At 56.2% G+C, this 24,127-nt stretch carries 25 protein-coding genes, 2 tRNA genes and 2 pseudogenes; 12 read left to right on the top strand and 17 right to left on the bottom strand.

Annotated elements, in window-relative coordinates:
- Positions 1-7: 7 nt before the first annotated feature.
- The 4 genes from AABB31_RS20790 to AABB31_RS20775 all read right to left on the bottom strand — a co-directional run bounded on the left by AABB31_RS20790 (position 8) and on the right by AABB31_RS20775 (position 5,556).
- Entirely contained in the window at positions 8-2,458 is a 2,451-nt protein-coding gene (locus AABB31_RS20790) for an ATP-binding protein (protein ID WP_342076338.1), read from the bottom strand.
- The gene (locus AABB31_RS20785; RefSeq protein ID WP_342076339.1) at positions 2,458-3,606 is read right to left on the bottom strand and encodes a DNA cytosine methyltransferase; all 1,149 of its coding nucleotides are present in this window, start codon (positions 3,604-3,606) and stop codon (positions 2,458-2,460) included. The genes AABB31_RS20790 and AABB31_RS20785 overlap by 1 nt, the downstream gene beginning before the upstream one ends.
- Before the next feature lie 323 nt (positions 3,607-3,929).
- Positions 3,930-5,012 (bottom strand): IS481 family transposase, encoded by a 1,083-nt coding sequence (locus AABB31_RS20780; RefSeq protein ID WP_342074941.1) that lies wholly within the window; start codon positions 5,010-5,012, stop codon positions 3,930-3,932.
- Between the two features lie 154 nt (positions 5,013-5,166).
- On the bottom strand, positions 5,167-5,556 hold the full coding sequence (locus AABB31_RS20775; protein ID WP_373635824.1) for a helix-turn-helix domain-containing protein: 390 nt from the start codon (positions 5,554-5,556) through the stop codon (positions 5,167-5,169).
- 170 nt (positions 5,557-5,726) lie between these two features.
- On the opposite strand from AABB31_RS20775, the gene AABB31_RS20770 reads away from it, so the two are divergent.
- The 3 genes from AABB31_RS20770 to AABB31_RS20760 are packed head-to-tail and all read left to right on the top strand — an operon-like array spanning position 5,727 to position 7,297.
- Entirely contained in the window at positions 5,727-5,933 is a 207-nt protein-coding gene (locus tag AABB31_RS20770; protein WP_342076341.1) for a hypothetical protein, read from the top strand.
- 15 nt (positions 5,934-5,948) lie between these two features.
- Positions 5,949-6,185: a hypothetical protein gene (locus tag AABB31_RS20765; RefSeq protein WP_342076342.1), complete on the top strand. Its 237-nt coding sequence runs from the start codon at positions 5,949-5,951 to the stop codon at positions 6,183-6,185.
- A complete protein-coding gene (locus AABB31_RS20760; protein WP_342076343.1) occupies positions 6,185-7,297 on the top strand; it encodes a tyrosine-type recombinase/integrase in 1,113 nt (370 codons plus the stop codon). Before AABB31_RS20765 ends, AABB31_RS20760 begins: the two co-directional genes overlap by 1 nt.
- Before the next feature lie 31 nt (positions 7,298-7,328).
- Here the strand turns inward: AABB31_RS20760 and AABB31_RS20755 are convergent.
- The 5 genes from AABB31_RS20755 to infA all read right to left on the bottom strand — a co-directional run bounded on the left by AABB31_RS20755 (position 7,329) and on the right by infA (position 9,676).
- A tRNA-Phe gene (locus AABB31_RS20755) sits at positions 7,329-7,403 on the bottom strand.
- Positions 7,404-7,562: 159 nt separating this feature from the next.
- The gene (locus AABB31_RS20750; RefSeq protein WP_342076344.1) at positions 7,563-7,748 is read right to left on the bottom strand and encodes a DNA gyrase inhibitor YacG; all 186 of its coding nucleotides are present in this window, start codon (positions 7,746-7,748) and stop codon (positions 7,563-7,565) included.
- Positions 7,748-8,782: a ribonuclease E/G gene (locus tag AABB31_RS20745; RefSeq protein ID WP_342076345.1), complete on the bottom strand. Its 1,035-nt coding sequence runs from the start codon at positions 8,780-8,782 to the stop codon at positions 7,748-7,750. The genes AABB31_RS20750 and AABB31_RS20745 overlap by 1 nt, the downstream gene beginning before the upstream one ends.
- Complete coding sequence (locus AABB31_RS20740; RefSeq protein ID WP_342076346.1) at positions 8,779-9,384, bottom strand: nucleoside triphosphate pyrophosphatase; 606 nt, start codon at positions 9,382-9,384, stop codon at positions 8,779-8,781. Before AABB31_RS20740 ends, AABB31_RS20745 begins: the two co-directional genes overlap by 4 nt.
- A 73-nt stretch (positions 9,385-9,457) precedes the next feature.
- Positions 9,458-9,676 carry a translation initiation factor IF-1 gene (gene infA, locus AABB31_RS20735; RefSeq protein ID WP_007205486.1) on the bottom strand — a complete coding sequence of 73 codons (219 nt, stop codon included), beginning with the start codon at positions 9,674-9,676 and terminating at the stop codon, positions 9,458-9,460.
- 146 nt (positions 9,677-9,822) lie between these two features.
- Here infA and AABB31_RS20730 point away from each other — a divergent pair, with 146 nt between their 5' ends.
- Positions 9,823-10,575, top strand: coding sequence for a DUF5765 domain-containing protein (locus AABB31_RS20730; RefSeq protein WP_373635263.1), 753 nt, complete (start codon positions 9,823-9,825; stop codon positions 10,573-10,575).
- Between the two features lie 6 nt (positions 10,576-10,581).
- Here the strand turns inward: AABB31_RS20730 and AABB31_RS20725 are convergent, their stop codons facing one another.
- From AABB31_RS20725 to murA, 5 genes are all read right to left on the bottom strand, one after another.
- A complete protein-coding gene (locus AABB31_RS20725) occupies positions 10,582-11,052 on the bottom strand; it encodes a low molecular weight phosphatase family protein (protein ID WP_342076348.1) in 471 nt (156 codons plus the stop codon).
- A gap of 1 nt (position 11,053) precedes the next feature.
- Positions 11,054-11,533, bottom strand: a complete 480-nt coding sequence (locus tag AABB31_RS20720) for a UPF0262 family protein (RefSeq protein ID WP_342076349.1) — start codon at positions 11,531-11,533, stop codon at positions 11,054-11,056.
- A complete protein-coding gene (hisD, locus tag AABB31_RS20715; protein WP_342076350.1) occupies positions 11,530-12,840 on the bottom strand; it encodes a histidinol dehydrogenase in 1,311 nt (436 codons plus the stop codon). The genes AABB31_RS20720 and hisD overlap by 4 nt, the downstream gene beginning before the upstream one ends.
- Before the next feature lie 113 nt (positions 12,841-12,953).
- Positions 12,954-13,433: a DUF2948 family protein gene (locus AABB31_RS20710; protein ID WP_373635261.1), complete on the bottom strand. Its 480-nt coding sequence runs from the start codon at positions 13,431-13,433 to the stop codon at positions 12,954-12,956.
- Entirely contained in the window at positions 13,430-14,695 is a 1,266-nt protein-coding gene (murA, locus tag AABB31_RS20705) for a UDP-N-acetylglucosamine 1-carboxyvinyltransferase (RefSeq protein WP_342076351.1), read from the bottom strand. Before murA ends, AABB31_RS20710 begins: the two co-directional genes overlap by 4 nt.
- A 243-nt stretch (positions 14,696-14,938) precedes the next feature.
- Between murA and AABB31_RS20700 the strand changes: the two genes are divergently transcribed.
- The 3 genes from AABB31_RS20700 (at position 14,939) to AABB31_RS20690 (ending at position 16,368) form a co-directional block, all read left to right on the top strand.
- A tRNA-Thr gene (locus AABB31_RS20700) sits at positions 14,939-15,013 on the top strand.
- 261 nt (positions 15,014-15,274) lie between these two features.
- Positions 15,275-15,982, top strand: coding sequence for a hypothetical protein (locus tag AABB31_RS20695; protein WP_342076352.1), 708 nt, complete (start codon positions 15,275-15,277; stop codon positions 15,980-15,982).
- Positions 15,979-16,368 (top strand): hypothetical protein, encoded by a 390-nt coding sequence (locus AABB31_RS20690; RefSeq protein ID WP_342076353.1) that lies wholly within the window; start codon positions 15,979-15,981, stop codon positions 16,366-16,368. The genes AABB31_RS20695 and AABB31_RS20690 overlap by 4 nt, the downstream gene beginning before the upstream one ends.
- A 27-nt stretch (positions 16,369-16,395) precedes the next feature.
- On the opposite strand, the gene AABB31_RS20685 is transcribed toward AABB31_RS20690, so the two are convergent.
- Complete coding sequence (locus AABB31_RS20685; RefSeq protein WP_342074941.1) at positions 16,396-17,478, bottom strand: IS481 family transposase; 1,083 nt, start codon at positions 17,476-17,478, stop codon at positions 16,396-16,398.
- A gap of 127 nt (positions 17,479-17,605) precedes the next feature.
- Positions 17,606-18,611 (bottom strand): annotated as a pseudogene (locus AABB31_RS20680) (IS3 family transposase).
- 87 nt (positions 18,612-18,698) lie between these two features.
- Between AABB31_RS20680 and AABB31_RS20675 the strand changes: the two are divergent.
- The 3 genes from AABB31_RS20675 (at position 18,699) to AABB31_RS20665 (ending at position 20,944) form a co-directional block, all read left to right on the top strand.
- Positions 18,699-19,466: a hypothetical protein gene (locus AABB31_RS20675; RefSeq protein ID WP_342076354.1), complete on the top strand. Its 768-nt coding sequence runs from the start codon at positions 18,699-18,701 to the stop codon at positions 19,464-19,466.
- 72 nt (positions 19,467-19,538) lie between these two features.
- A complete protein-coding gene (locus AABB31_RS20670; protein ID WP_342074941.1) occupies positions 19,539-20,621 on the top strand; it encodes an IS481 family transposase in 1,083 nt (360 codons plus the stop codon).
- A 116-nt stretch (positions 20,622-20,737) separates the two neighbouring features.
- Complete coding sequence (locus AABB31_RS20665; protein ID WP_342076355.1) at positions 20,738-20,944, top strand: hypothetical protein; 207 nt, start codon at positions 20,738-20,740, stop codon at positions 20,942-20,944.
- Positions 20,945-21,182: 238 nt separating this feature from the next.
- Here the strand turns inward: AABB31_RS20665 and AABB31_RS20660 are convergent.
- Positions 21,183-22,401 (bottom strand): annotated as a pseudogene (locus tag AABB31_RS20660) (IS3 family transposase).
- A gap of 341 nt (positions 22,402-22,742) precedes the next feature.
- Here AABB31_RS20660 and AABB31_RS20655 point away from each other — a divergent pair.
- Both AABB31_RS20655 and AABB31_RS20650 read left to right on the top strand, forming a co-directional pair.
- On the top strand, positions 22,743-23,330 hold the full coding sequence (locus AABB31_RS20655; RefSeq protein WP_342076356.1) for a hypothetical protein: 588 nt from the start codon (positions 22,743-22,745) through the stop codon (positions 23,328-23,330).
- 140 nt (positions 23,331-23,470) lie between these two features.
- Entirely contained in the window at positions 23,471-23,731 is a 261-nt protein-coding gene (locus AABB31_RS20650) for a hypothetical protein (protein ID WP_342076357.1), read from the top strand.
- The last annotated feature ends 396 nt before the right edge of the window (positions 23,732-24,127 follow it).

Genomic DNA, 24,127 nt, shown 5'->3' with positions numbered 1-24,127 from the left:
CGTCAGATCAAGTCTGAAGTTTTACAACTAAGTGAGTTCCAGGTACTTCTCCAGCTGCTTTGATTTGTCGAATGCCTTCCCGGACCATGCGCTCATTGCTACTGAATTCATGCCCCAAAATTTCGACCGTTACGCCCAACTGTGCTACCTGATTTAACTGATTGAGGTCGTCGCGCAGGGCCGCGTTGTCCGCTATACCTTGTCGTGCAACGAGCTCAATGTTGATGTTCTCGCTCATGACCTCGAGTGTGTCCAAATAGGATTGAAAGGTGTCTTCGTTCTCCGTGTTCAGCTTCGCCTGCAACAGCTTCATTTGTTCGAGCGCTTCGTCTAGACCGAGGCGTTTCAATCGAACTTGCTCAACAAGTGGCATTGCCAGCGAATGAAAGATTTTGTTGCGCTCGTCGAAGAGAGCGTTCACACGATCTCGTTCTGAACCTTGCAGCTCGTCTATAGATTTGCGCCAGCTTCTAAGTCGCGATTGAAGCCGGCTCGCATGACTGTTCAACTGCTTTTGCGCAAGCTCTTCGGGCTTTGCAGGATTGATTTTCTCAATAGCCGTCGCCCGCTTGTCCTCTAACAGTTTGAGACGTTCCTGCATTTCGGCAAACAAAGTTCTGAAACGTCGATAGTCCTCTTCTGCCGACCCAAGCCTAGATGGAGCTCCCGTTACCCTAAGATCGCTCAAGCGCTCGCTCAACCTGTCAATTGTTGCTTGTGCATCCTCAAGCTGTTGTTGGCTCTCAATCGATGTTTCCGTCACAACCTGGCTTGTGCTCTCATACAAGTCCATGAGAGCCGGCAAGGCCTTCTTTAGCCGGCCACGAAACTTCTGGGCGTTCTTCTTCGCAAGCTCTCGCCGCTCGGCCTCGGCTTTTTCAGCGAGGTTTCTCGCTTGTATCTCTGGCAATATCTCCTTGCGTAGGCTTGAGTTGCTCCCGAAATATTCATAGGCCGCACGCTTGAGAATATTCATTACCAAAGCTCGCAGCGCTTTCGCACTGCGGTTGTCAATAAACCCTTCTCGGCCAGCCTTGTCTCGAAGGTTTGGGTTCTTTTCTCTAGAAATCGCCACCCGACCAAACATCCGGCGTGCGTTCCAGTATTCCCGGCCAGCGTTGATGCTGCGATTGGTTTCGATTTGAAAGAAATCATTGTCGACGCGACCGTAGGGTAGCACCCTGAGGCCATTTCGAAACAGCAGGAATCCACCGTGTTGATCTGCAAGCGACTCGAACTGAGCCCAGTCCGCATCGGACAAATTCGAGTTCTTTCTGATCCGTTCATATGTTGCGACGTGAATGCTAAATGGTCCCACATAAGTTGTAGGACCCTTAGGCAGCTTGAAGTCTTTCGGTGGGTAGATGACATAGTCGGAACCGAGTTTGCGCCATTCCCCAAAGGCTTTCACCTGCCCACGAAAGACGCCATCAGCATCAACATTTCCCGATAAGACATGCTCTAGTTCTTCGGTAACCGCCCGGTTTATGACATCTCGTTCGTCCTCGACGACGGGCTTTGCGATTTCACCAACCCAAGTTTTCACCTCATAGGTAAAATCAGGGTCGAAAGCATTGTGTTCATTGGAATCTGGATCAACATAGGGGTCGGTAAAGGCAGACAACGTCGAGAAAAAGGCCTCTCTTATTTTGTCAACATTTCCATCAGGCTCGATCGAAGGCAACTGAGCTCTAAGATCGTAGTTGATCTCAGAGACGATAAGTGCAGTTCCGTGCTCCTTTTCACCTTTCCAAACCGACCAAGGTTCAAAATGCTTATCTTCGAATACCGCGTTGATGATCGTACCGGCTATTCGGTTGGATGGAGCCTCAATTTCTGGATCAGACTCCTGCATAATCCGGTCATATGTTTCCCAAGCGACCTTCAAGCGCTTTGCTCGCTCAGGCTCAGCAGGCGACCCCCATAGGTTGTCTGTAAGGCTATCAAACAGCCCAGGAAGCAATTGACCAAGTTCGCTCTTTTTTTCGAACCGTGTTACTGGAATTTGAATGTCTGACAGGACCAAGTACGGGTTCTCAAAGATCCTCCAATCTAGAAGCGCTGCGACAAAGCTCTCGCCTTTCCGTTTGCTTACAACCAGCAGCAAAGGCCCAAGATTGGCTGAAGACAAACGCCCGATGCCTTTCTGTCCCTGTTTCGAGCGTTTTTTTAGGCCGTCCCTGTCTTTCTCGTCAGACACCTCTTTCTCAAACTTCGAGTCGGTGCCAATCACTAGCCACCGGTCGAGAAACTCTTCGTAGCTCATTCCGTGGCCATCATCGAAGATAGCCGCCACAGGTTCAGCGTCATCAAATATATGGAGACTTACGTTCCGAGCATATGCATCATAGGCATTCTTCCACAACTCCGAAACAGCGGTGGGGCAATCCGCAATCTGCTCTCGCCCCAAATGGTCGACTGTCCGTGCTTGGGTTCTGAATGCTTGTGTTTCGATCATTAAAATTCGTTTCTTTGAGCTGGCTCGAAATCTGTTCCTGCAACACCCAGCCTTCTTGAATCGCTCACAATCAGATTTTTCATGATTTCACTGGTCAGAACTCTGCCCAGTTCGATGGGTACGGCGTTGCCAATTTGACGCCCTGCGGCAGTCAGGCCGCCTTCAAACACAAAGTGATCAGGAAACGTTTGGATTCTCGCGGCCTGCCTTACGGTGATTCCATGATGCTCAGTTGGATGGACAAATCGGCCCTTCGACGGGTTGATGCACGCGGTGGTCATCGTGGGCGCAGGTTTGCTAGGATCTATTCGACCGTAGACGTCTTTATGACCATCATGGCCCTTGTGACATGCTAGCAGCCTCCCAGAGTCTTTTCTGCTACCACCATTAATGGGTGTGTTTTTGAAGGCTTGGATAAGCTCGGCCCCATGGTTCATGTGTATGTTGTTTGTATCGTTTTCAGACGTCGGATCGAACACGTGGCTACAAGATACCCAAGGCTCAGAACTATCGATCACTTTCGCCGGATCGCAGTGCGTTTGCCGTGACGGCCAAGAAAACTCTTGTGGGACATTCACATCGCATCGAACACCCAGCACGAAAACGCGTTTTCTCCTTTGTGGCACACCGAAATCACGCGCATCGAGGACAATTGGCTGACGCACATCATAGCCAGCCCTTGCGCCTTCGGCATAAAACTTGTCCAAGTAAGGCCTGTGACGGTCCCACAAAATACCAGGAACGTTCTCCATTAGGAAAACTTTAGGCTTTAGTGCTTTGACGAAATCAAAGTATGCAAGAACTAGCTCATTGCGTGGGTCGTTTACGCCAGCATTCAGAATTCTGTGTGTAGAAAATCCCTGACACGGAGGACCGCCCAGCACCAAATCGCATGAACGATCTTGGAAGTGAAAGTCCGCAACTTCTGTGGGATCGTACTCAAGTATACTGCCGTCGAGTACAACAGGATTGCTCACGCCGGACTCATTGAAAATGTTCCGTTTATAAGTTTGAACAGCGAATTTATCGTTCTCGACAGCGAACTTAACCTCGAAACCTGATCTGATTGCACCAAGAGAGAACCCACCCGCGCCAGCGAACAAGTCGACGGCCGTTGGCCGTTGTCCCATTTGGTTACTATCGAACATTCTCGCCTGTTTTTTAGTGATTTAAAGCATGAAATGGTCTGTGACACCAAGCGCCTTGTTTCTCAATCAGCCAGACTGCAACAAGGAGCTCTCGAGACGCCGCTTCGTTAGATGGATTGTAACGAAAGAACCGATCAAGATTGGCACCAGCAACCCAGCGATTGCCACTAGCAAGATTTGGGCTCCCGTGAGCCAGGTCACTCCGTCCCTAAAGTCAAAGAACTGGAGCTGGGAAAAGCCAATCAAATATAAGATGCATGCTGCAAAGAAGGTCATTTCGATCAGCTTAAGTGTAAAACTTCAGACTTGATCTGACGGACATCTCAGCTTGCGACGCTGAGAACGGGTTGCGCACTGTCCGATTGGTCGTGCGTTTTGATCGTCTTCTCGACAGCGATGTGTAGCGTTTCGCGGAAGGTCTGCATAGGTGTTTTGCCATAGCAGTGACGTCCCGAATGTGGCCGCTGTTCGTTGTACTTTGCCAGCCACGCATCCAGATCGGCCTGCAACTCTTCGACTGACCGATACAGTTTCTTGCGGAATGCGATGTCGTAGAACTCATCCTTGATGGTGCGATGGAACCGCTCGCAGATGCCGTTTGTTTGCGGAGAATTGGCCTTGGTTCGGGTGTGGTCCACGTCCTCGACGGCCAGATAAAGCTGGTAGGCGTGGTTCTCGACCTTGCCACAGTATTCCGTGCCCCGGTCTGTCAGGACGCGCAGCAGGCTGATCTCATGCTCTGCAAAGAACGGGATCACGCGGTCGTTCAGCAAGTCGGCCGCGGTGATTGCCGTCTTTTCAGTGTAGAGCTTGCAGATCGCCACGCGGGCATAGGTATCGACAAAGGTCTGTTGATAAATGCGTCCGACGCCCTTCATTGTGCCCACATAATAGGTGTCCTGGCTGCCCAGATAGCCAGGGTGGTGGCTCTCGATCTCGCCATGGGCTTCTTTCTTGGCCTTGGCTTTTTCCAGCGCGGCCAACTGATCCTCGGTGAGCAAGATACCCTCTTGGGCGGCACGGGCCTCCAGGGCCTTGAGGCGCTTTTTCATGGTTTCCAGATCATTACGCAGCCAGATCGACCGGACGCCCGACGATGACACCATGATGCCTTTCTGCTGCAGCTCCCACGACGCCCGTTTCTGACCCAGAGCCGGGTTGTCGATGGCCAGTTCGATGACCGCCTTCTCGACATGTTCTGGCACGCGGTTTTTCATCACCGGCTTGCGGCGGCTGAGATCCATCAGGGCTTCTTCGCCACCCTGATCGTAAAGTTCTCTGAACCGGTAAAAGCTGTCCCGCGAATAACCCATCACTTTGCAGGCCTGCGACACGCTTCCGAGCTGTTTGGCCAGTTCCAACAGCCCCAGCTTCGGCTTGATGATCTTCTCTTGAATACTTGTCATTGATCGACACTCCTTGATTGCGCTCCAGAAGAGCAGAAATGTCAGATCAAGTCGTGTGTTTTACAGCTTAAGTGGCTCGATCACAGTGCGATAAGCTCGTTCAGCGGTCGCACGTTGTAGCTTCTGCCAACTTTCACTAGGTTTTTGCATTTGCTTACTCCCTTACGAGTTCGATCCAAGTGTGAACGTCATCATCCGTAACTTCCCGTCCCTCGACATGCGACTGGTACCAACGCGCGACGATTGCGCCGCGCTTTTCACTCTTTATTTTGATGTCTTCTTCATTCAGGTGTTGATCGAGCGAAGTCTCGATCTGCTTCAGAGCCTCGAAGTCATGCGCCACGCGGACAGCTTTGGTTCCAAGCAATATCCACGCCGCGTCCACTTCAAACCGATCCGCTATCGCCACAAGGGCCTCGACCGGCAAACCCCGCTGGCCCTTTTCATAGCTGTGATAGGCACGATGGGAGACGCCAATTGCCTCTGCCATGGCTGTTTGTGTTAGGCCAACTTCATTTCGCGCGATTGCGAGCCGCGCGCCCATAGAAGCGAAAACCGACCTATTGTCCTGCGGCATGCGAGGTTCCCATTGACGTAACCGTCATAACGAGCAAAACTGCACAAAATGACGTTACTCCTATCTTACTGACATCTGAGCATGTCAAAAGGTGCGGAACAAGCGATTCCATTCATATCCAGCAGTGGAGGCTGAAATTGACCCAGAAACGTCTTCTCTCTCCCAAACAACTCAGCGAGATTGTCGGGTTAAGCCCTGCGCAAATTAGCGCACTCATGAACACCGGGATGCTGGAGTTCGTGGAGATATCATCGAAGACCAAGATGCTGACGACGAGCGGTTGGGAGCGGTTTCAGAAGAACGCTACCGAGGTCAAAGGGGCCGAGGGCATGGCAGCAAATTGATGGGGGTGTCAGGCCATGGCGACGACCAATCTCAATATCAGCGTGTTCGACAAACGCATGCTCAAGCAGTCCGAGCCCGCGAGCTATTCCGGATTGCCTGTGAAGCACTTCAAGTCGGCCTGCCCGGTTAGGCCCGTTGAGTTGAAGCAAGGCACGCTGCTTTGGGATCGTCGTGACCTCGATCTCTGGATTGATGATGTAAAGTCTGGGTCCGTGACCGACACGCGCGAAACCATTCTGGACCGCCTTTGATGACACAGGTGCGGGTCAAAGGTTTCAAGATTTTCAAAGACCGGCACGGTAAGCAGCGATGCTATCATCGCGAGACTGGCCACAAGGTTGACCTGACCAATGCTCCTATTGGTTCCGCCGAGTTCTTTGCCGAATGTGAGACGATCCGTGCCATCGCTGAGGCTCAACGGGCCAAGGCACCAAAGGCCGGAACGCTTGGCGGGTTGATCCAGTCCTACTTCGAAAACGAGCACTATCAGAATCTTGCCGAAGCCACGCGGCGCGATTACCGCAAATGCGCTGATTTCCTTGAGCCGATCCGCGACACACCGATCCATGTGATTGACACGCCGTTGATTGCTGGCATCCACGACAAAGCCGCGAAGAAGATAGGCTGGCGGCGGGCCAATATGGTCCGGACGCTTCTGAGCGAGGTTTTTCGCTACAACATCCCGAAAGGGTTGATCTCCGCGAACTTCGCCAAGGACGTGATCCCGAAGCGCCGCCCACGCGACCGCGCCTATGCAAACCGCCCCTGGACTATCGAAGAACGCGATACCGTCTTGGGCAAAGCCAAGCCTCATGTGCGTGTTGCGCTTGCTTTGATGATGAACACCGGCCTCGATCCATCCGACGCTCTTCGATTGCGAAAAGATCAGGTCGATGACGGCACCATCTGGGGCGTGCGCGGCAAGACCGGTGAAGAAGTCGCGATTCCGGTCAGTCCGACGCTTCAGGTCGCGTTGGACCGTATGCCCAACCACGACGCCGAGACGGTGCTTTCCAACTCCAGAGGAGAGGCTTGGACTTACAACGGCTTTTCAACCGTCTGGCACCGTTTCAAATCCGCCCTTGAGAATGAAGGCCTTATCGAAAAAGGCCTGACCCTCAAGGGCTTGCGGCACACGGTCGCCACAACTTTGCGCGAAGCAGGCCTCGACGAACGCCGCATCGCGGACCTGTTGGGACAGAAAACACGGTCCATGGCGCGGCACTATTCGCGGTCTGCGAACCTTGCCGACAAGAACCGCGAGACCATGGCGACATTGGAAGAGGAGAACCGAAGGCGGGCCGAAAGTGTCAAACCTTCGCAAAAAAGCGTCAAACCTGACCGAAACGAGGATCAGTCATGAGCAGAAAATACATACATATCAGCTTGTTAAGTGGTGCCCGGGGGCGGAATCGAACCACCGACACGAGGATTTTCAATCCACTGCTCTACCCCTGAGCTACCCGGGCATCGGGAAACAGCAACGCTGCTGGGTTCGCGTTTCTTAGGCGAGGTCGTCAGGGCTGTCCAGTCCAATATTGGCAAAAAACCTGCCCTGTCGGTCCTCATCATCGGTCGCCTTCAAAAATAGCGCAATCGACATGTGCCACAGCCTCGCAAGGAAGACGCTAATGCGGTTTGTCCTTCGCCGCATCCAGTAGCGCCTCTGCCAGATCATCATCATCCTCGGCGCTGTTTGTCGGGATCGCGTAGCTGCCGGATAGCCATTTTCCCAAATCAATATCGGCACAACGCCGCGAGCAGAATGGCCGGTAGGTCGGATCGGTTGGTTTGTCGCAGATAGGGCAGGCCACTAGAGGTCTCCGACCAGGGTTGCTGGAAACGGGGCGCGTTCGCGCTTGCGCTGCAGTTCGAACAGGCCCATAGGGGTCCACCCAACCAGCGAGGTTTCGACCGGGTCCGCGCGGAATGCGGCGCGCAGCGATTGTTCAACCTGTTTTCGATGGGTCTTGGACATCGACACAAAATCAATACTGATCTGCCCGGCCAGCCCGCGCAGCCGGAGCGACCGTGGGAGGGTGCGACAGGCGGCGAGATTGGCTTTTAGCGCAGCTGCGGGTGACGTATCATTGCCCGTGTTCACATCGACCGCGACCAAGGCCCGCGTGCGTTCGACATACATATGCCCTTCACCTAAGGGAACAAGCGGGCTGCGCAGCCCCGTAATCTGATCCAGCACGCCAAGCGTCTCAAAACTTCCCGGTGCAGTGACGATATCGGCCGCGCCCGTCCATTCCCGCCACGCCAGCGCATGTGCGCCATCGCCTTCGGTCAGCGCCTCGGGCGTGGTGCCTTCCGCATCAGCCAGAACTGCATCTGCGACCGACTGCATCGCCAGGATATCATCGGCGATTTCGGTCTCATCAGCCCCGTCACATGATGATCTCAGGATCAGCCCGTGCGGGCTGTCAAAAACATCATGCGCGACAACAAGCAGTTCATCGCGTTTGTCGTCATCGGTGATTTGACGCGAGACATTGATGCCCGGCTTGCCGGGCGTCACAATCGCGTAGCGGCTTTTGAACAGCACACGGTCCGTTACCGGAACTGCCTTGCCCTGCTCGGAATAGCCGGTGACCTGCACCAAGAGCGCCTGCCCCGGACGCAACCCCTTGCCGTGGCGCAGAAAGGCTGTTTCCCCGTCCGGGAGGCGCATCATCATGCCGCCCTGCCCCTTGATCGGACGGTCACAGATCGCCCTGAACACCGCGCCCGGGCGCGGGGCATCGCCATGATCAATCAGCAGATCATCCAATTGCCCATCCACCAGATAAGCCGCCGCTGCAGCCTGTCCGATATGATCGAGCACAATTTGCCTGCCCTTCATGCGCGGTCCCCCCAGAGCGAAAACCCAGCAGCCGTCAAAAGACCCGCAGTCTCTGCCAGTGGAAGACCAACGATACCGGTATATGACCCATTGATCCACGGAATGAATGCGCCGGCCGGCCCTTGAATGGCGTAGCCGCCCGCCTTGCCGCGCCAGTCATCCGACGCCAGATATGTAGTCAACTCAGCCTCGGATAGTCGTTTCATGGCAACGGTCGTTTGCACGTCCTTTTGCCAGACCTTATCGCCCCGTTTGACCGCAACGGCGGTAATGACCTTGTGCCGCCGGCCGGACATGGCCGACAGAAATGCAGCCGCCTCCGCCCGGTCAGCGGGTTTGCGCATGATCCGGCGACCAAGTGCAACGGTGGTATCGGCGCAAAGAACAACCTCGCCCGGTGCCGGGTCCATGGCTGCCGCCTTGTCTGCCGCGATCCGGTTGACGTAATCGCGCGGCAACTCGCCCTTGCGCACATCTTCGTTGATATCGGGCGGGCGGACGGCCGCAGGCACCACGCCCAACTGCGCCAGCAGCTCCAGCCGGCGGGGCGAGCCGGATCCAAGGATCAGGCGCAGCGCAGGATCGGGGGTCAGTGTTGTCATGCTCTCCGCCCCCTGCACATCGTCAGCGGTCGCATCCGGTGTCACGCCAAATGCCTATCTGCGCCGCATCACGCTATTTGAAACGATAGTTGATCCGACCCTTTGTCAGATCGTAAGGGGTCATCTCGACCTGTACCTTGTCGCCAGCCAGAACCCGGATGCGGTTTTTGCGCATCTTGCCTGCCGTATGTGCGATGATCTCATGGCCGTTTTCCAGCTCGACCCGAAATGTCGCATTTGGCAGCAGTTCCTTCACGACACCGGGGAATTCGAGCAGTTCTTCCTTGGCCATGTGGTCTCCTACATTTTTCCGCGCAAATTGCTGCGCGCCGCTTAAATGAGCGCACCTTGGATGAATATCAAGGGAAAACACACATTTCCCCTTCAAATGATCCGTCATTCGCCGCAACGTGACAGCAATAACAAAAGGGTGTGGCGATGTGTTGGAGTATGGGGGCATCTTTTGCGATGTCAGGGCTTGGTGTTGCGGCGACAGGCTACCTGATCGCCAAGGGCAAGCCGGCCGCATATTGGCTGCCAATGGGTTACTTCACCGCGATGGAGCTGTTGCAGGCCGCCTCTTATCCGGTCGTTGATCAATGTGATCTGGGTTCCAACCAGTTTGTGACCCTGCTGGGCTATATACATATCGCCTTCCAGCCCTTGTTCTTCAATATTCTGTGCCTTGCATTCCTGCCCGCGGCCTATGCCGCCCGGTTGCGGTGGCCTGTCATCGGGCTTTGCCTTGTCTCTGCGGCCGCCTCTCTTTCGATGCTGTATCAGTTCGAAGCCGCAGGGCTGTGCGATGATGATCGGATGATGTGCGCCCGGCGTCTTTGCACCTATATGGGCGAATGGCATCTGGCCTGGGAATTGCCATTCAACGGGTATGGCAATGGGTTTGCAGATCACTGGCTGCTGTGGATCGCCGAGGATGGTTTCATCGCCTATCAGGCCGCATTCTTCTTTATGCCCATGATCTACGGGGCGTGGCGCCTGGCGATGTATTTCTACCTGACCGGGCCGTTTCTGGTGCAGTTCCTGACCGATAATCTGGATGAACAGCCCGCGATCTGGTGCCTGCTGTCAATCGCGATGCTGATCTTGCTGCTGACACCCCCCCTGCGCCGGCATTTTTATGGCGGTCAGCCCGTCTGGATGCGGTGGGCGGCCAGACCGGCCGCCGCCTGAGGGCTGTCAGGACCGCGCAGGTCCAAACCTGTTGATCAGGCGTTCCATGATCTGGTCGCGGGCCTGACGATAGGCGACCAGCCGGGCCTCGCGCGCGTCGCCCAGACCGGTCGGGTCCAGGATCGGCCAGTATTCCACATCAATGTGAAAGAACTGGGTCAGGTCCAGCGCCCGGCGCTGGCTTGCCGGTGACAAGGCCAGAACCAGATCAAAAGAGGAAAGATCGTCGCCCCAATCCTCCATCTCATCGAAAGACCGGGACCGATGCCGTGACAGCTCTACCCCGATTTCGCCGCAGACGGCGATGGCAAAGCCGTCAATCTCAAGATCGTTTTTGACGCCCACCGATTGGATATAGCATTCGGTCCCGTAGAGTTTTTTCATGATCCCTTCGGCCATGGGCGAACGGACAGCGTTATGATCGCAGCAAAACAGGACCGATTGAGGCAGCGTCTGGTATTTGCCCCCATCCGCCATGTCAGCCCCCGAAATGCAGGACGCAGATCAGGGTAAACAGGCGGCGGGCGGTATCAATATCGACATCCGCTTTCCCCTCCAGCCGCTCTTGCAGGACCCGCGCCCCCTCATTGTGGATACCCCGGCGCGCCATATCAATGGTCTCGATTTGGCTGGGCGGAAGCGTCTTGACCGCGTCGAAATAGCTTTCGCAGATCTGGAAGTAATCCTTGACCACTTGCCGGAACGGACCAAGCGACAGATGAAACTCGCCCGCCGGGCTGTCATCTTCCTGTTTCAGCGCAAAGACCAGCCGCCTTTCGCGAATTGACAAATGCAGCTGATAAGGTCCCGGGGGAACATCCCGGTCTTCACGCACCGGAATGGCAAAGCTGTTATCTTCCAGAAGGTCGAACATCGCGACTTTGCGTTCCTGATCAATCTCAGGGGTTGGCGGGGGCAGATTGCGGTCATCAATCTCGATATGGATGATCTTGCTCATGTGCCGCCCCTGTTCAGCCGGTCAAGCCGGGCGCGCACCGACAGGCCATGCGCCTGCAGGCTTTCGGAATTGGCCAGCCTTTCGGCACTTGGGCCAATCGCGGCAAGCGCTTCCGGGCTCATGCGGGACAATGTTGTGCGTTTCACAAAATCCATCACTGACAATCCACTTGAAAACCGGGCTGACCGGGCGGTCGGCAGCACATGGTTCGGACCACCAATGTAGTCACCAATCGCCTCGGGTGTCCAACCCCCGATAAAGATCGCACCGGCATGGGTGACCTTTTGTGCCAGCGCATCCGCATCAGCGGTGCAGATTTCCAGGTGCTCTGGCGCGATCCGGTCCGACAGGGCAACAGCCTCGGCCATATCCTGCACCACGATGATCGCCCCAAAAGCCTGCCAGCTGGCCGCCGCAATGGCACGCCGTTCCAGCGTCTGGAGCCGTGCATCAACGGCGGCGGCGACCGCATTGCCGAAGGCCGCATCATCCGTGATCAGGATCGACTGGGCGCTTTCGTCATGTTCGGCCTGGCTGAGCAGGTCCAGCGCGATCCAGTCGGGATCATTGTCGCGGTCCGCAATGACCAGAATTTCGGAGGGGCCCGCAATCATATCAATGCCCACCTTGCCGAACACCCTGCGCTTTGCTGCCGCCACAAAGGCATTTCCGGGGCCGGTGATCTTGTCGACGGGTGCTATGGTTTCGGTGCCATAGGCCAGTGCGGCAATCGCCTGCGCGCCGCCGATCCGATAAACCTCATCCACGCCGGCGATCCGGGCGGCCATCAAGACCAGCGGGTTGGTCACCCCGTCAGGGGTCGGCACCACAACGGCCAGCCGACCAACGCCTGCGACCTTTGCCGGGATCGCATTCATCAATACGGACGACGGGTAGGACGCAAGCCCACCCGGCACGTATAGCCCGGCCGCCGAAACCGGCGTCCACCGCCATCCCAGCGTGGCACCCGCTTCATCCGTCCATAGCGCATCCGTGGGCATTTGCCGGCTGTGATAGGCACGGATACGATCCGCAGCCAGTTGCAGGGCGGCCATATCAGCAGGGGCAACCTTTGCGCATTCGGCGTCGATCTCGGCCTCGGTGAAACGCATTGTGGCCGGGGTCAGGTCCAGCCGGTCAAACTTGGCGGTCAGCGCAAGAACCGCCGCGTCGCCACGTGCGCGGACATCTGCGATAATGTCAGCAACCACATGATCCACATCCGGACTATCCTCGCGCTTTGAGGACAACAAAGCGGTAAAGCGCGTGTCAAAATCGGCGTCGGTTGTAGACAGAAATTGCGGCATGTGAAGCTCCTTCAAATGACCACATAACGGGCATCGAAAGGGGCATCAATCCGGCACACCGCCGCGAGAGCCGCCAACAATCATGTCGTGCGGCGGCACGCCGCGCCGCTGGATCACTCCGGATGGGCAGGCGCCTTGCCCGATGGCGCGATATAAGGGCGCGTGACATCGCGCAAAACGACCTCAAGCGCCTCGACAGACAGGGCAATCACACCGTCCCCAGCCAGCGTCAATGTGATGCGGCCGGCACCCTGATCGCCCGGTTCAAAGGCAATCGACAAAAGCGAAAACACAACGTCCGGGTCCGACTTGTCGACGCCCTGGCTTTGCACTGCCAGAACATCCTCAAATGCCAGAACCGATTGCACCCGCTCAAACTGGCGTGCCCGGGCCGTGGCCCGCGACGCGTCCTCCCAGCGAAACCGGTTCAGCAACAGCGCAAAGCGGCGCTGGCGCCGATCCCATGTCATTTCACCCGCCGGAAAAACCGCATCCTGGGTCAGCGCCGCAATGACTGACAGGTCTTCGGCATCAAGGGCCTTCAGGCGCAGGGGCTTTTCCCCCCCATCTTCGAATGTGGCGTCTTGGCTCATTGCGTCACGCGTTCAATTTTTGCGCCCAGGGCGCCCAGCTTTTCTTCGACATGTTCATAACCCCGATCAAGGTGATAGACACGGCTCACAACCGTTTCACCTTCTGCGGCCAGCCCGGCCAGGATCAACGAGACCGAGGCGCGCAGATCAGTCGCCATCACCGGTGCGCCCTTCAGACGGGCCACCCCGGTGACCGTCGCAGTGCCGCCCTGAACCTCGATATCCGCGCCCATCCGAACCAGTTCGGGTGCATGCATGAACCTGTTTTCAAAAATCTTTTCTTCCAGCACCGATGTCCCATCGGCGGTGCAGAGCATCGCCATCATCTGCGCCTGCAAGTCGGTCGGGAAACCGGGGAAGACCTCTGTGGTGACATTGACGGCTTTGGCCCGGTCCGTGCGGCGCTTGACCTTCAGACCATCAGCGGTCTGGGTCACTTCAACCCCCGCCGCATCCAGCTTTTCGACAAATGAACCAACCAGATCCAACCGACCGCCAAGGCATTCGATCTCGCCCCCGGCAAAGACGGGCGCCAGCATATAGGTGCCCAACTCAATCCGGTCGGTCACGACGGGGTGCGTGGCGGCACCCAACCGGTCAACACCGTCGATTGTGATCGTCGCGGTCCCTTCCCCGTCAATCTGCGCGCCCATACGGCGCAAACATTGGGCCAGATCGACGATCTCGGGCTCGCGCGCCGCATTTTCAATGACAGTTGTCCCCTTGGCCAGCGTTGCGGCCATCAGGACATTTTCAGTTGCACCAACCGACGCGAAACGCAGCGGCACTTTCGCGCCTTTCAGCCCACCCTTGGCGACCGCATGCAGATAGCCGTCTTTTAGTGCGATCTCGGCCCCCATGGCTTCCAGCGCGGTCACATGGATATCCATCGGGCGGGCACCGATGGCGCAACCGCCCGGCAATGACACGGTCGCCTTGTGATGACGGGCCAGCAGCGGACCAAGCACCAGGTTCGAGGCGCGCATCTTGCGCACGATTTCATAATCCGCCGTGGTCGAGGTCATCGCATGCGAGGACAGGACCTGCACCTTGCCATCCTGCATCGAGGTCACTTCGACACCCAGCGACTGCAGCAAGGCGGTCATCGTCTTGATATCCGACAGTCTGGGGGCATTGGTCAGGGTCAGGGGCTCTTCCGACAACAAGGTTGCAGGCATCAATGCAAGGGCCGCATTCTTTGCCCCCGCAATCTGAACTGTGCCATGCAGCGGCGTGCCGCCTTTTACCACGATGGAATCCATGCCTGCCTACTCTTTCTGTTTTTTGGGGTCGTCAGTCGCGCGTGCGCGTGCCTGTGCCTTGCGTTTGGCCATATTGGCCTTCAACGCAGCCTTCAAGCGCGCTTCACGCGTCTGCGCAGGTTTTTTGCCCTGCTTGTCGGTTGATCCACTCTCCATGTGGTCCCTGTTAACAAGCGGCACAAAAACCGTCCAGTGAGGGCTTGCGCCAAACGGTATTTGAGTCTAATTCCCCGGTCCACGGATGCTGTGGTAGCTCAGTGGCAGAGCACACCCTTGGTAAGGGTGAGGTCGAGAGTTCAATCCTCTCTCACAGCACCATCCAAAACCCTTATTTTAACGATACCCCAGCAATTAAAGGCCTTTCTCTCGTCTTTGTCCTAGATTTTGTCCTAATATCACTAGGACAAAAGTTGGGACAAAACCGCAATGCAGTTACCAAAAGTCGCCTACACAAAGCAGCGTGGCAAAACTTACCACCTAAATATCCCAATACCCGCCCCCATTCGTCCCCTATATGGAGGCAAGACGATGTTTGAGGGGACAACCAAGAGCAGCGACCCCAAAGAGGCATAGCGCCAAGTGATTGCCCAGCGGGTCACCTTCAACATTCAGGTCAAAGAAGCGCAGCGGAAAGCTGACCAAGCCCGACTGAAACGCCTTTTAGACCCAGCGGACGCTGCCGTCGTTGATACGCTTGGCAGCGCTGAAAAAGTTGCTGCAATGATAGACAGCCTTCGCGAGCAAGCTGCCTTCGCCGCCGGGACTGAACACTGGACACAGCAAATGTCATTAAGCGCTGACGGAGCGTCAGAAGCTCGAACATTTGCGCCAGACGAAGAGTTAGAACCGGATGTTATGCGTGAAATTCAAATCAAGGCTGAGGCAGCGTCAAACTTAGCATTTCAATCCACTATAACCGCCGAACTGCGTAACCTTAAGCGGGTTGCCGCAAAGCTGAATGAACCCGTAAATGAAGCGCCTGAATGGCTAGACGAAGGCGTGACGGGCATCCGCGACCTCGCCGAAAAGATGGCAAGTGATCGTGGATATGGACGCGAAAACCTTATGAAGCTTCGCTATACCGTTCGACGCTGGATCGAATGGCACGGGGACGTACCCCTCGCTGACCTGACACGTAAACATCTATCTTCATTCGCGGATGGGCTTAAAGGGCTACCAATAACACGCAAGAAAGAGGTCATGGACCTCCCACCATCGAGTTCGCCCGCGAAGCGGGCTTGGAGACGATGGGCGACAAGACACGTCAGAGCCGAATTGACCATATGAAAGGTCTCACAAAGTATGCGCTGGATAAACTGGGAGAAATAGAAGCCGACCCGTTTGCAGGTTACACCGTTTCCAAGATCAAGGTGAAACATTCCGTCGCGGCTAAAGACAACAAAAAACCATTTTCACCGTCGCAGGTCACTCAGGTTCTGCAATACTGCAAGACTACTTTTGACCGAGATACAATCGACTATTGGTTACCTGCTATCGCGGCCTACACCGGGGCAAGACGAGAAGAGATTGGTCAGTTGCATGTTAATGACGTCTCAGATTGGAGAGATGGGTTGACGATGCGAATTACTGATGAGCAAGAGGATCAAAAGATAAAGAACAAGCACAGTTTTCGAACGATACCGGCACCGACGATATTGATAGATATGGTGTAAAACTTCAGACTTGATCTGACGGACATCTCAGCTTGCGACGCTGAGAACGGGTTGCGCACTGTCCGATTGGTCGTGCGTTTTGATCGTCTTCTCGACAGCGATGTGTAGCGTTTCGCGGAAGGTCTGCATAGGTGTTTTGCCATAGCAGTGACGTCCCGAATGTGGCCGCTGTTCGTTGTACTTTGCCAGCCACGCATCCAGATCGGCCTGCAACTCTTCGACTGACCGATACAGTTTCTTGCGGAATGCGATGTCGTAGAACTCATCCTTGATGGTGCGATGGAACCGCTCGCAGATGCCGTTTGTTTGCGGAGAATTGGCCTTGGTTCGGGTGTGGTCCACGTCCTCGACGGCCAGATAAAGCTGGTAGGCGTGGTTCTCGACCTTGCCACAGTATTCCGTGCCCCGGTCTGTCAGGACGCGCAGCAGGCTGATCTCATGCTCTGCAAAGAACGGGATCACGCGGTCGTTCAGCAAGTCGGCCGCGGTGATTGCCGTCTTTTCAGTGTAGAGCTTGCAGATCGCCACGCGGGCATAGGTATCGACAAAGGTCTGTTGATAAATGCGTCCGACGCCCTTCATTGTGCCCACATAATAGGTGTCCTGGCTGCCCAGATAGCCAGGGTGGTGGCTCTCGATCTCGCCATGGGCTTCTTTCTTGGCCTTGGCTTTTTCCAGCGCGGCCAACTGATCCTCGGTGAGCAAGATACCCTCTTGGGCGGCACGGGCCTCCAGGGCCTTGAGGCGCTTTTTCATGGTTTCCAGATCATTACGCAGCCAGATCGACCGGACGCCCGACGATGACACCATGATGCCTTTCTGCTGCAGCTCCCACGACGCCCGTTTCTGACCCAGAGCCGGGTTGTCGATGGCCAGTTCGATGACCGCCTTCTCGACATGTTCTGGCACGCGGTTTTTCATCACCGGCTTGCGGCGGCTGAGATCCATCAGGGCTTCTTCGCCACCCTGATCGTAAAGTTCTCTGAACCGGTAAAAGCTGTCCCGCGAATAACCCATCACTTTGCAGGCCTGCGACACGCTTCCGAGCTGTTTGGCCAGTTCCAACAGCCCCAGCTTCGGCTTGATGATCTTCTCTTGAATACTTGTCATTGATCGACACTCCTTGATTGCGCTCCAGAAGAGCAGAAATGTCAGATCAAGTCGTGTGTTTTACAGATATGGGCTTCGATGGCCTTGTTGCTCGCCGCCGTCAGGCTTCTGAGATGCCCCTAGTTTCCTAGACACCTGCTTTTTCCAGTTTGCGCTGTCTGTTCTCATAGTCAACGGGTGACAGCATGCCGTTGTTCGTGTGCTTGGGTTTTGGGTTGTAGAACAACTCGATGTACTCAAAGACGTCGCGCCTTGCTTCTTCGCGCGTCCGATATTTCCGCCGTCTGACCTTCTCCCGCTTCATGAGCAAAGCCTGCACAGCGCGTTCTGATGTCTGTCGCGACCGGACCGCCCAGCCAGCGACCCGCCGCGAGAACAGATCGATGACAATACAGAGATATGCGAAGCCCTCGTGTGTCCGCAAATACGTGATATCCATTACCCAAGCGCGATCCGGGACATCGACAGCGAACTGTCGATCCAGTGTGTTGTCCACCACAACCGAAGGTTTGCCGCCATAAACGCCGGGCTTCTTCTTATACCCGATCTGCGCCTGAATGCCTGCAATCCGCGCCAGACGCGCGACGCGGTTCTCTGAGACGGTCTCACCCATGTCGATCAGGTCGTCGCAGATTTTGCGATAGCCATAAACCTTGCCACTGTCCTTCCAAGCCTTCTTCACCAGCTTGGTCTGACGCCGATCTTCCTGCGCACGCTGGCTTAACGGTTCCTTAACCCATGCATAGAAACCACTGGGATGAACGCTCAGCATTTTGCAAAGAACACGGACAGGATGCAGCTTGCGATGCGCGTCGATAAACGCGTACCTCACTTTGCATCCCTGGCGAAGTACGCGCTCGGCATTGTCCTCGGACCAATGGCGGACAAGCCTCGCCTTTTTTTAAGATGTCGCGCTCCTCGGTCACGCGCACAAGTTCTTTCTTGAGCCGTCGGACTTCAGCTTCTTGATCCGTTTGCCTCTGTGGCTTCGAGAATTGCGTCATCCAAGTGTACAGTGACTTGGTGCTGATCCCGAGCCGTTCAGCGACCTCTTTAACCGAATATCCGCGCTCTGTGACCTGTGCCACAGCGTCGATCTTGAACTCGTCTGAGTAGCGAATTTGACCTGACATTTGCATCGTCCTTTGCTTCCAAAATTACCAAGCAAACCGTCTACAAATCTAGGGGAACCTCAATCTGCGCGTTCATTTGGGAAGGAAATGCACACCGCGCTGCAATCCGAAGTTGCTAATGCAGAAGGGTTGAACCGGGCGCAGCGTAGATTGTTGGGCCGCAAGTCGTCAATGCAAGATCTCCTTCGCAGAAGCGGATCAACATGGGGGCGAAAGCGTTCGGACTACGGCATGATGCCAGTGAGCGACGAATTGATTCAAAACCGTATCATGGAAAGGTTCATGAAAGGCCAATGCAGCGACGCTGAGTTTGAAGCAACGCTAGGCGCGTGGCTATCGGACCCGGCGGAATACAGCAGGATTGTCTACGACTACGCCGACAAACCAAACATAATCGAAGAGTTTTTCGGTAAGCCAACGTCTCAAATTGAAGCTGCGGTTGCGAAAGTCCAAGGAATTGTTGCTGACTTAAGAGGACTCAACGAAGAGATACTTAAGGCGCGGCAGAACCTACGGAGTCTTGGGATGGACAACCGAAAAGCTAAAAGCCTCACAAAGCAAGTTGAACTCCCAGATGTGGACTTCCAAGGCATAACGGAAAAGCTAGAGAAGGTTTTCGGGGAAGGCCGCGCGGGACATTTTACCCACTATATGCGGCGCGTTATGGTGCCTGACCACGGCTTCAAACGCTCTGACGTTATGGACCTGTTTCAGATGTGCTACGCGTATGATTGCGACTTATACCGATGCGACAAAGCCATGGGGAACATGTTCCGAGACTTTGCGCCGTTTGATGGAAAGCTTGTATCGCGGTTCGGAGACCTGCCTGACAGAGTGGACGAACTGACAAGTTAGCGTAAGGTGTAAAACACACGACTTGATCTGACATTTCTGCTCTTCTGGAGCGCAATCAAGGAGTGTCGATCAATGACAAGTATTCAAGAGAAGATCATCAAGCCGAAGCTGGGGCTGTTGGAACTGGCCAAACAGCTCGGAAGCGTGTCGCAGGCCTGCAAAGTGATGGGTTATTCGCGGGACAGCTTTTACCGGTTCAGAGAACTTTACGATCAGGGTGGCGAAGAAGCCCTGATGGATCTCAGCCGCCGCAAGCCGGTGATGAAAAACCGCGTGCCAGAACATGTCGAGAAGGCGGTCATCGAACTGGCCATCGACAACCCGGCTCTGGGTCAGAAACGGGCGTCGTGGGAGCTGCAGCAGAAAGGCATCATGGTGTCATCGTCGGGCGTCCGGTCGATCTGGCTGCGTAATGATCTGGAAACCATGAAAAAGCGCCTCAAGGCCCTGGAGGCCCGTGCCGCCCAAGAGGGTATCTTGCTCACCGAGGATCAGTTGGCCGCGCTGGAAAAAGCCAAGGCCAAGAAAGAAGCCCATGGCGAGATCGAGAGCCACCACCCTGGCTATCTGGGCAGCCAGGACACCTATTATGTGGGCACAATGAAGGGCGTCGGACGCATTTATCAACAGACCTTTGTCGATACCTATGCCCGCGTGGCGATCTGCAAGCTCTACACTGAAAAGACGGCAATCACCGCGGCCGACTTGCTGAACGACCGCGTGATCCCGTTCTTTGCAGAGCATGAGATCAGCCTGCTGCGCGTCCTGACAGACCGGGGCACGGAATACTGTGGCAAGGTCGAGAACCACGCCTACCAGCTTTATCTGGCCGTCGAGGACGTGGACCACACCCGAACCAAGGCCAATTCTCCGCAAACAAACGGCATCTGCGAGCGGTTCCATCGCACCATCAAGGATGAGTTCTACGACATCGCATTCCGCAAGAAACTGTATCGGTCAGTCGAAGAGTTGCAGGCCGATCTGGATGCGTGGCTGGCAAAGTACAACGAACAGCGGCCACATTCGGGACGTCACTGCTATGGCAAAACACCTATGCAGACCTTCCGCGAAACGCTACACATCGCTGTCGAGAAGACGATCAAAACGCACGACCAATCGGACAGTGCGCAACCCGTTCTCAGCGTCGCAAGCTGAGATGTCCGTCAGATCAAGTCTGAAGTTTTACACGTAAGGCCTATCTGCCAGCCCCTGACGGGGCCGCTCAACATTTTTTTGTCCCAACACTTGTCCCAACCAACGTCCCAAATTGATTGGGTAAAAATGCCAATATATACAACAAAATCAATATGATGTTTGTTATTGAGCGAAAATTCAACCCTCTCTCACAGCACCATCCCCCCTACCCGACCGGAATTCTTTTAGATCCGGTATTGCGCTGCCAAGGCTCCCTCTGGGGCGTTGCGCAAGATGCAAAAGGAAATAATCAACACGCTTTCAGAAACGTCACGCCCCAATGACAGCAGAGTTAGATTGATGGCGATCCCGGAAGGACTCGAACCCTCAACCTCCTGTTTAGAAGTCGGTGGACTGTATCCCTTTCTAACCCTCACGTCCGCTCTAAACACTAGCGTTCTCAGGCGTTTGGAGCTACCTTTGCCCTAAGCTGCCCGCTCCCACCCGATCCCCTCCCGGTTCGTTGGGCCTGCTGTGCTACCGAAAGTGTCCCCGCTTGGGGTTAGGTTTTCCGCCCTTTGATCACACAGACGGGCTGGATGCGCCTGGCAATTTCATGAGCGCAGCTGGGACGTTGTTCCCGATTGCGCTGTGCGGTCTTTCTTCGTTGTAGTCTCTACGCCAAGCCTCCAACTTTTTGGCCGTATCTTAAAGGCCCATGAACCAATGAGCGTTCAGGCATTCGGATCGGAGTTTGCTGTTGAACGCTTCGATGTAGGCATTGTCGGTCGGCTTTCCCGGCCTTGAGACGTCCAGTGTGACGTTCCGTTGGTAAGCCCAAAAATCCATGTCACGAGAGACAAATTCGCTGCCATTATCGACCCTAATTGTCTTGGGATAGCCGGTCTTGCGGCAGATACGATCCAAAGTCGCAACGACGTCTTCGCCCTTATAGCTAAACCGTGCGTCTAGCGCTGGCACGTAGCGAGAGAACGTGTCGACGACTGTCAGGATGCGTATCTTGCGCCCTGTGGCCAGTTGGTCGCGCACGAAGTCCACCGCCCAAACATCATTTGGATTCACCGCCTCTTTGCGATCTTCGCGAAGCTTCGCCTTTACACGCCGCTTGGGTGTCTTGTTGCGCAGCTGCATGCCCAATTCCTTGTAAACACGATAGGTTTTCTTTGCGTTGATCTCCCAACCCTCCCGACGCAGAAGCACATGGACGCGCCGATAGCCAAACCGCACGCATGTCTCACAAATCTCCTTTATCCGCTATTCTAACGCGGCCTCGTCGCGTCGCACCGCTGCCCGGTAGGCGATTGCAACGCAATCTGCCGAGAGGGGAAACTTGTACCGATATGTCCGCGGACCGCACCGGATGAGACCGTCGCCAATGGTTGCTCGGACCAGTGGCGCAACCATTGGCAACCCCTCCGGATCGATACTCGCCAATCAGCCGTGATCTCGTCGACCAGCGTTCTCTTGCGAGCAGGGTCGTCATTGTTGCGCCATTGGTCCAAGCGACAATGGCGACGAGCTTTCGCTTGATGACATCCTGAAGCATTTCTTTGTCCAGAGCCAGATCCGCGACGATCTTCTTCAGCCGTCTGTTCTCGTCTTCCAGCTCACGCAGCTTCTTCATGTCCGTTGGCAACATACCGGCGTACTTCTTGTTCCAATTGAAGTACGTCGCTTGGCTGATCCCAGCCTTCCGACAAATCTCAGCAACTGGCGTGCCTTCGTCGCCTTGCTTGATGATGAACGCCTTCTGCGCGTCCGTGAATTTGGATGCTTTCATCGTCATCCGCTCCTCTCCCAGCCAAGGGAAATCTAGCGGAAAACTCTAGCCAGAAACGAGGACGTTTTCAGGGATCACAGCAACTTGGGAGACGCTACCCGTCCTCGCCCTCGTGACGGACGCCCCACCGGTTGTCGTGGGCTATGCCGTGGCTATGGTGGCGGAGGACCCGGAGGCTCACCTGCCCGAGACATACGCTAAAGCAAGGCGTGCCGCGCCGGGCTTGGCTGGTGATCCGCAGTACGCTTGGTGGCTCTAAGACAACAAGTAATCGCGCTCTGCCCGCCACGCAGCTCAGGGTAGAATTGGGGCGAAGGGACGGAAATGGAACCTCCCACGGCATGAGTAGCCCGACAATGGCAGACCCCGCCCCATCACTCCCCCTTGAAATCCCTGACAAGCCCATCTTGTCCACCGCTGAGGTGGTCAGCCTCGCTGAGGTCGCGGTCCGGCGCGCCGAGAAATTCGGCACGCTGATCGACACCCTTGAGTCCGGTGTGAACAAGCGCGCAGCGGACGCTGCTGAGAGCCTCGACCGCGCGGGCTTTCAGTCCAAGGATCAGCAGGCCGCCGCAGACAAGGCCGCTGCAATCGCCCGCCGGGAGGTTGTCACCAACTCCTCGGATGCTCGCTGGGCGCACCTCAAGGAATTGAATGCGGCGGCGGACAGCCTTGCCACCACGGCGCAGCTCTGGGCCTCGCCCGTGACGGTCCTCGCCCGCGCCGGGCTCGGGACGCAGGAGCGCTCCAACTTCCAGCAACGGCTTGAGGGCTCCGGCATCGTGGACTTGCGCAACGCCGCGCTGCTTGCCGTCGCCACCGACAACAAGATCATGGGCGCGGCCATTGTCGCCATCCTTGACCGGATGCCCGCCCGGTCCCGCCCGTTCAGCGCGCGGGACCTTGCCGACAAGTTGGTGGGCGAGTAGACGCGCGGCGTTCAAGCCGCCATCGCCGCTGTTAAGCAGGCGACCCAGCGCGCAATCAACCGCAACCGCGAGTACGAAACCGGACGGGTCAAGCCGCTGGACCGGATCAAGCTCGCTCTCAACAAGAAGGATGCCAACTGATGCCCCTATTCCTCGTCACCCGTCCCAAGGGCGCTGCCCACCTCAAGAACCCCTCTGGCATTGCTGCCGTCCTCGTGGACACACCGAACGGCCCGGCGGCTGTCCTCGCTGCCAACGCCCTCACGCCCAACCTGAACACCCCGTTCGCGGGGTACGACACAACGCAGGTCGCGGCCACGGCGGCGGGCGGCTTTGTCCCCTGCGTTTTCCACGGCGATGCCTTGGGCGCAACCTACACCGGCCCGGGTCGCGGCGCGTGAAGATGGACGCGGACCGGCTGGCAGAGGCTTACGGGCGGCCGTTCCCCCGGCGGCTTCAACTGGCGCACCTCGCCCTCATGGCCCACGCGGAGGAGGCGAGCCCAGACGGCTGGCCCACCCCCGAGATGGTCGCGGACTTCTCGCGCCTATACCGCGTCCCCCGTGCCTCGCTCGGGGACCTCGTTGGACTCCTGTGCCGACGCCACCCGGGGACCCGACGCGACGTGTGGACGGACGCAATCCGCGAACCCGCCACGGCAACGCCACACCTGATCCGGCAGCACGACCGCGCGGTGCAGACCGCCTTGGGCTGGTGTCTTTTCTCCCGTGACCTCTGGTTGCCGCGCCCCGTGATGCACTGACCCCCGAAAACAGTAGCTTGCGGGGTGGCGCGTC

It is taken from the genome of Yoonia sp. SS1-5 (assembly GCF_038443705.2).
Classification (GTDB): Bacteria; Pseudomonadota; Alphaproteobacteria; order Rhodobacterales; family Rhodobacteraceae; genus Yoonia; species Yoonia rhodophyticola.
This window is presented reverse-complemented; position numbering and strand designations above follow the sequence as displayed.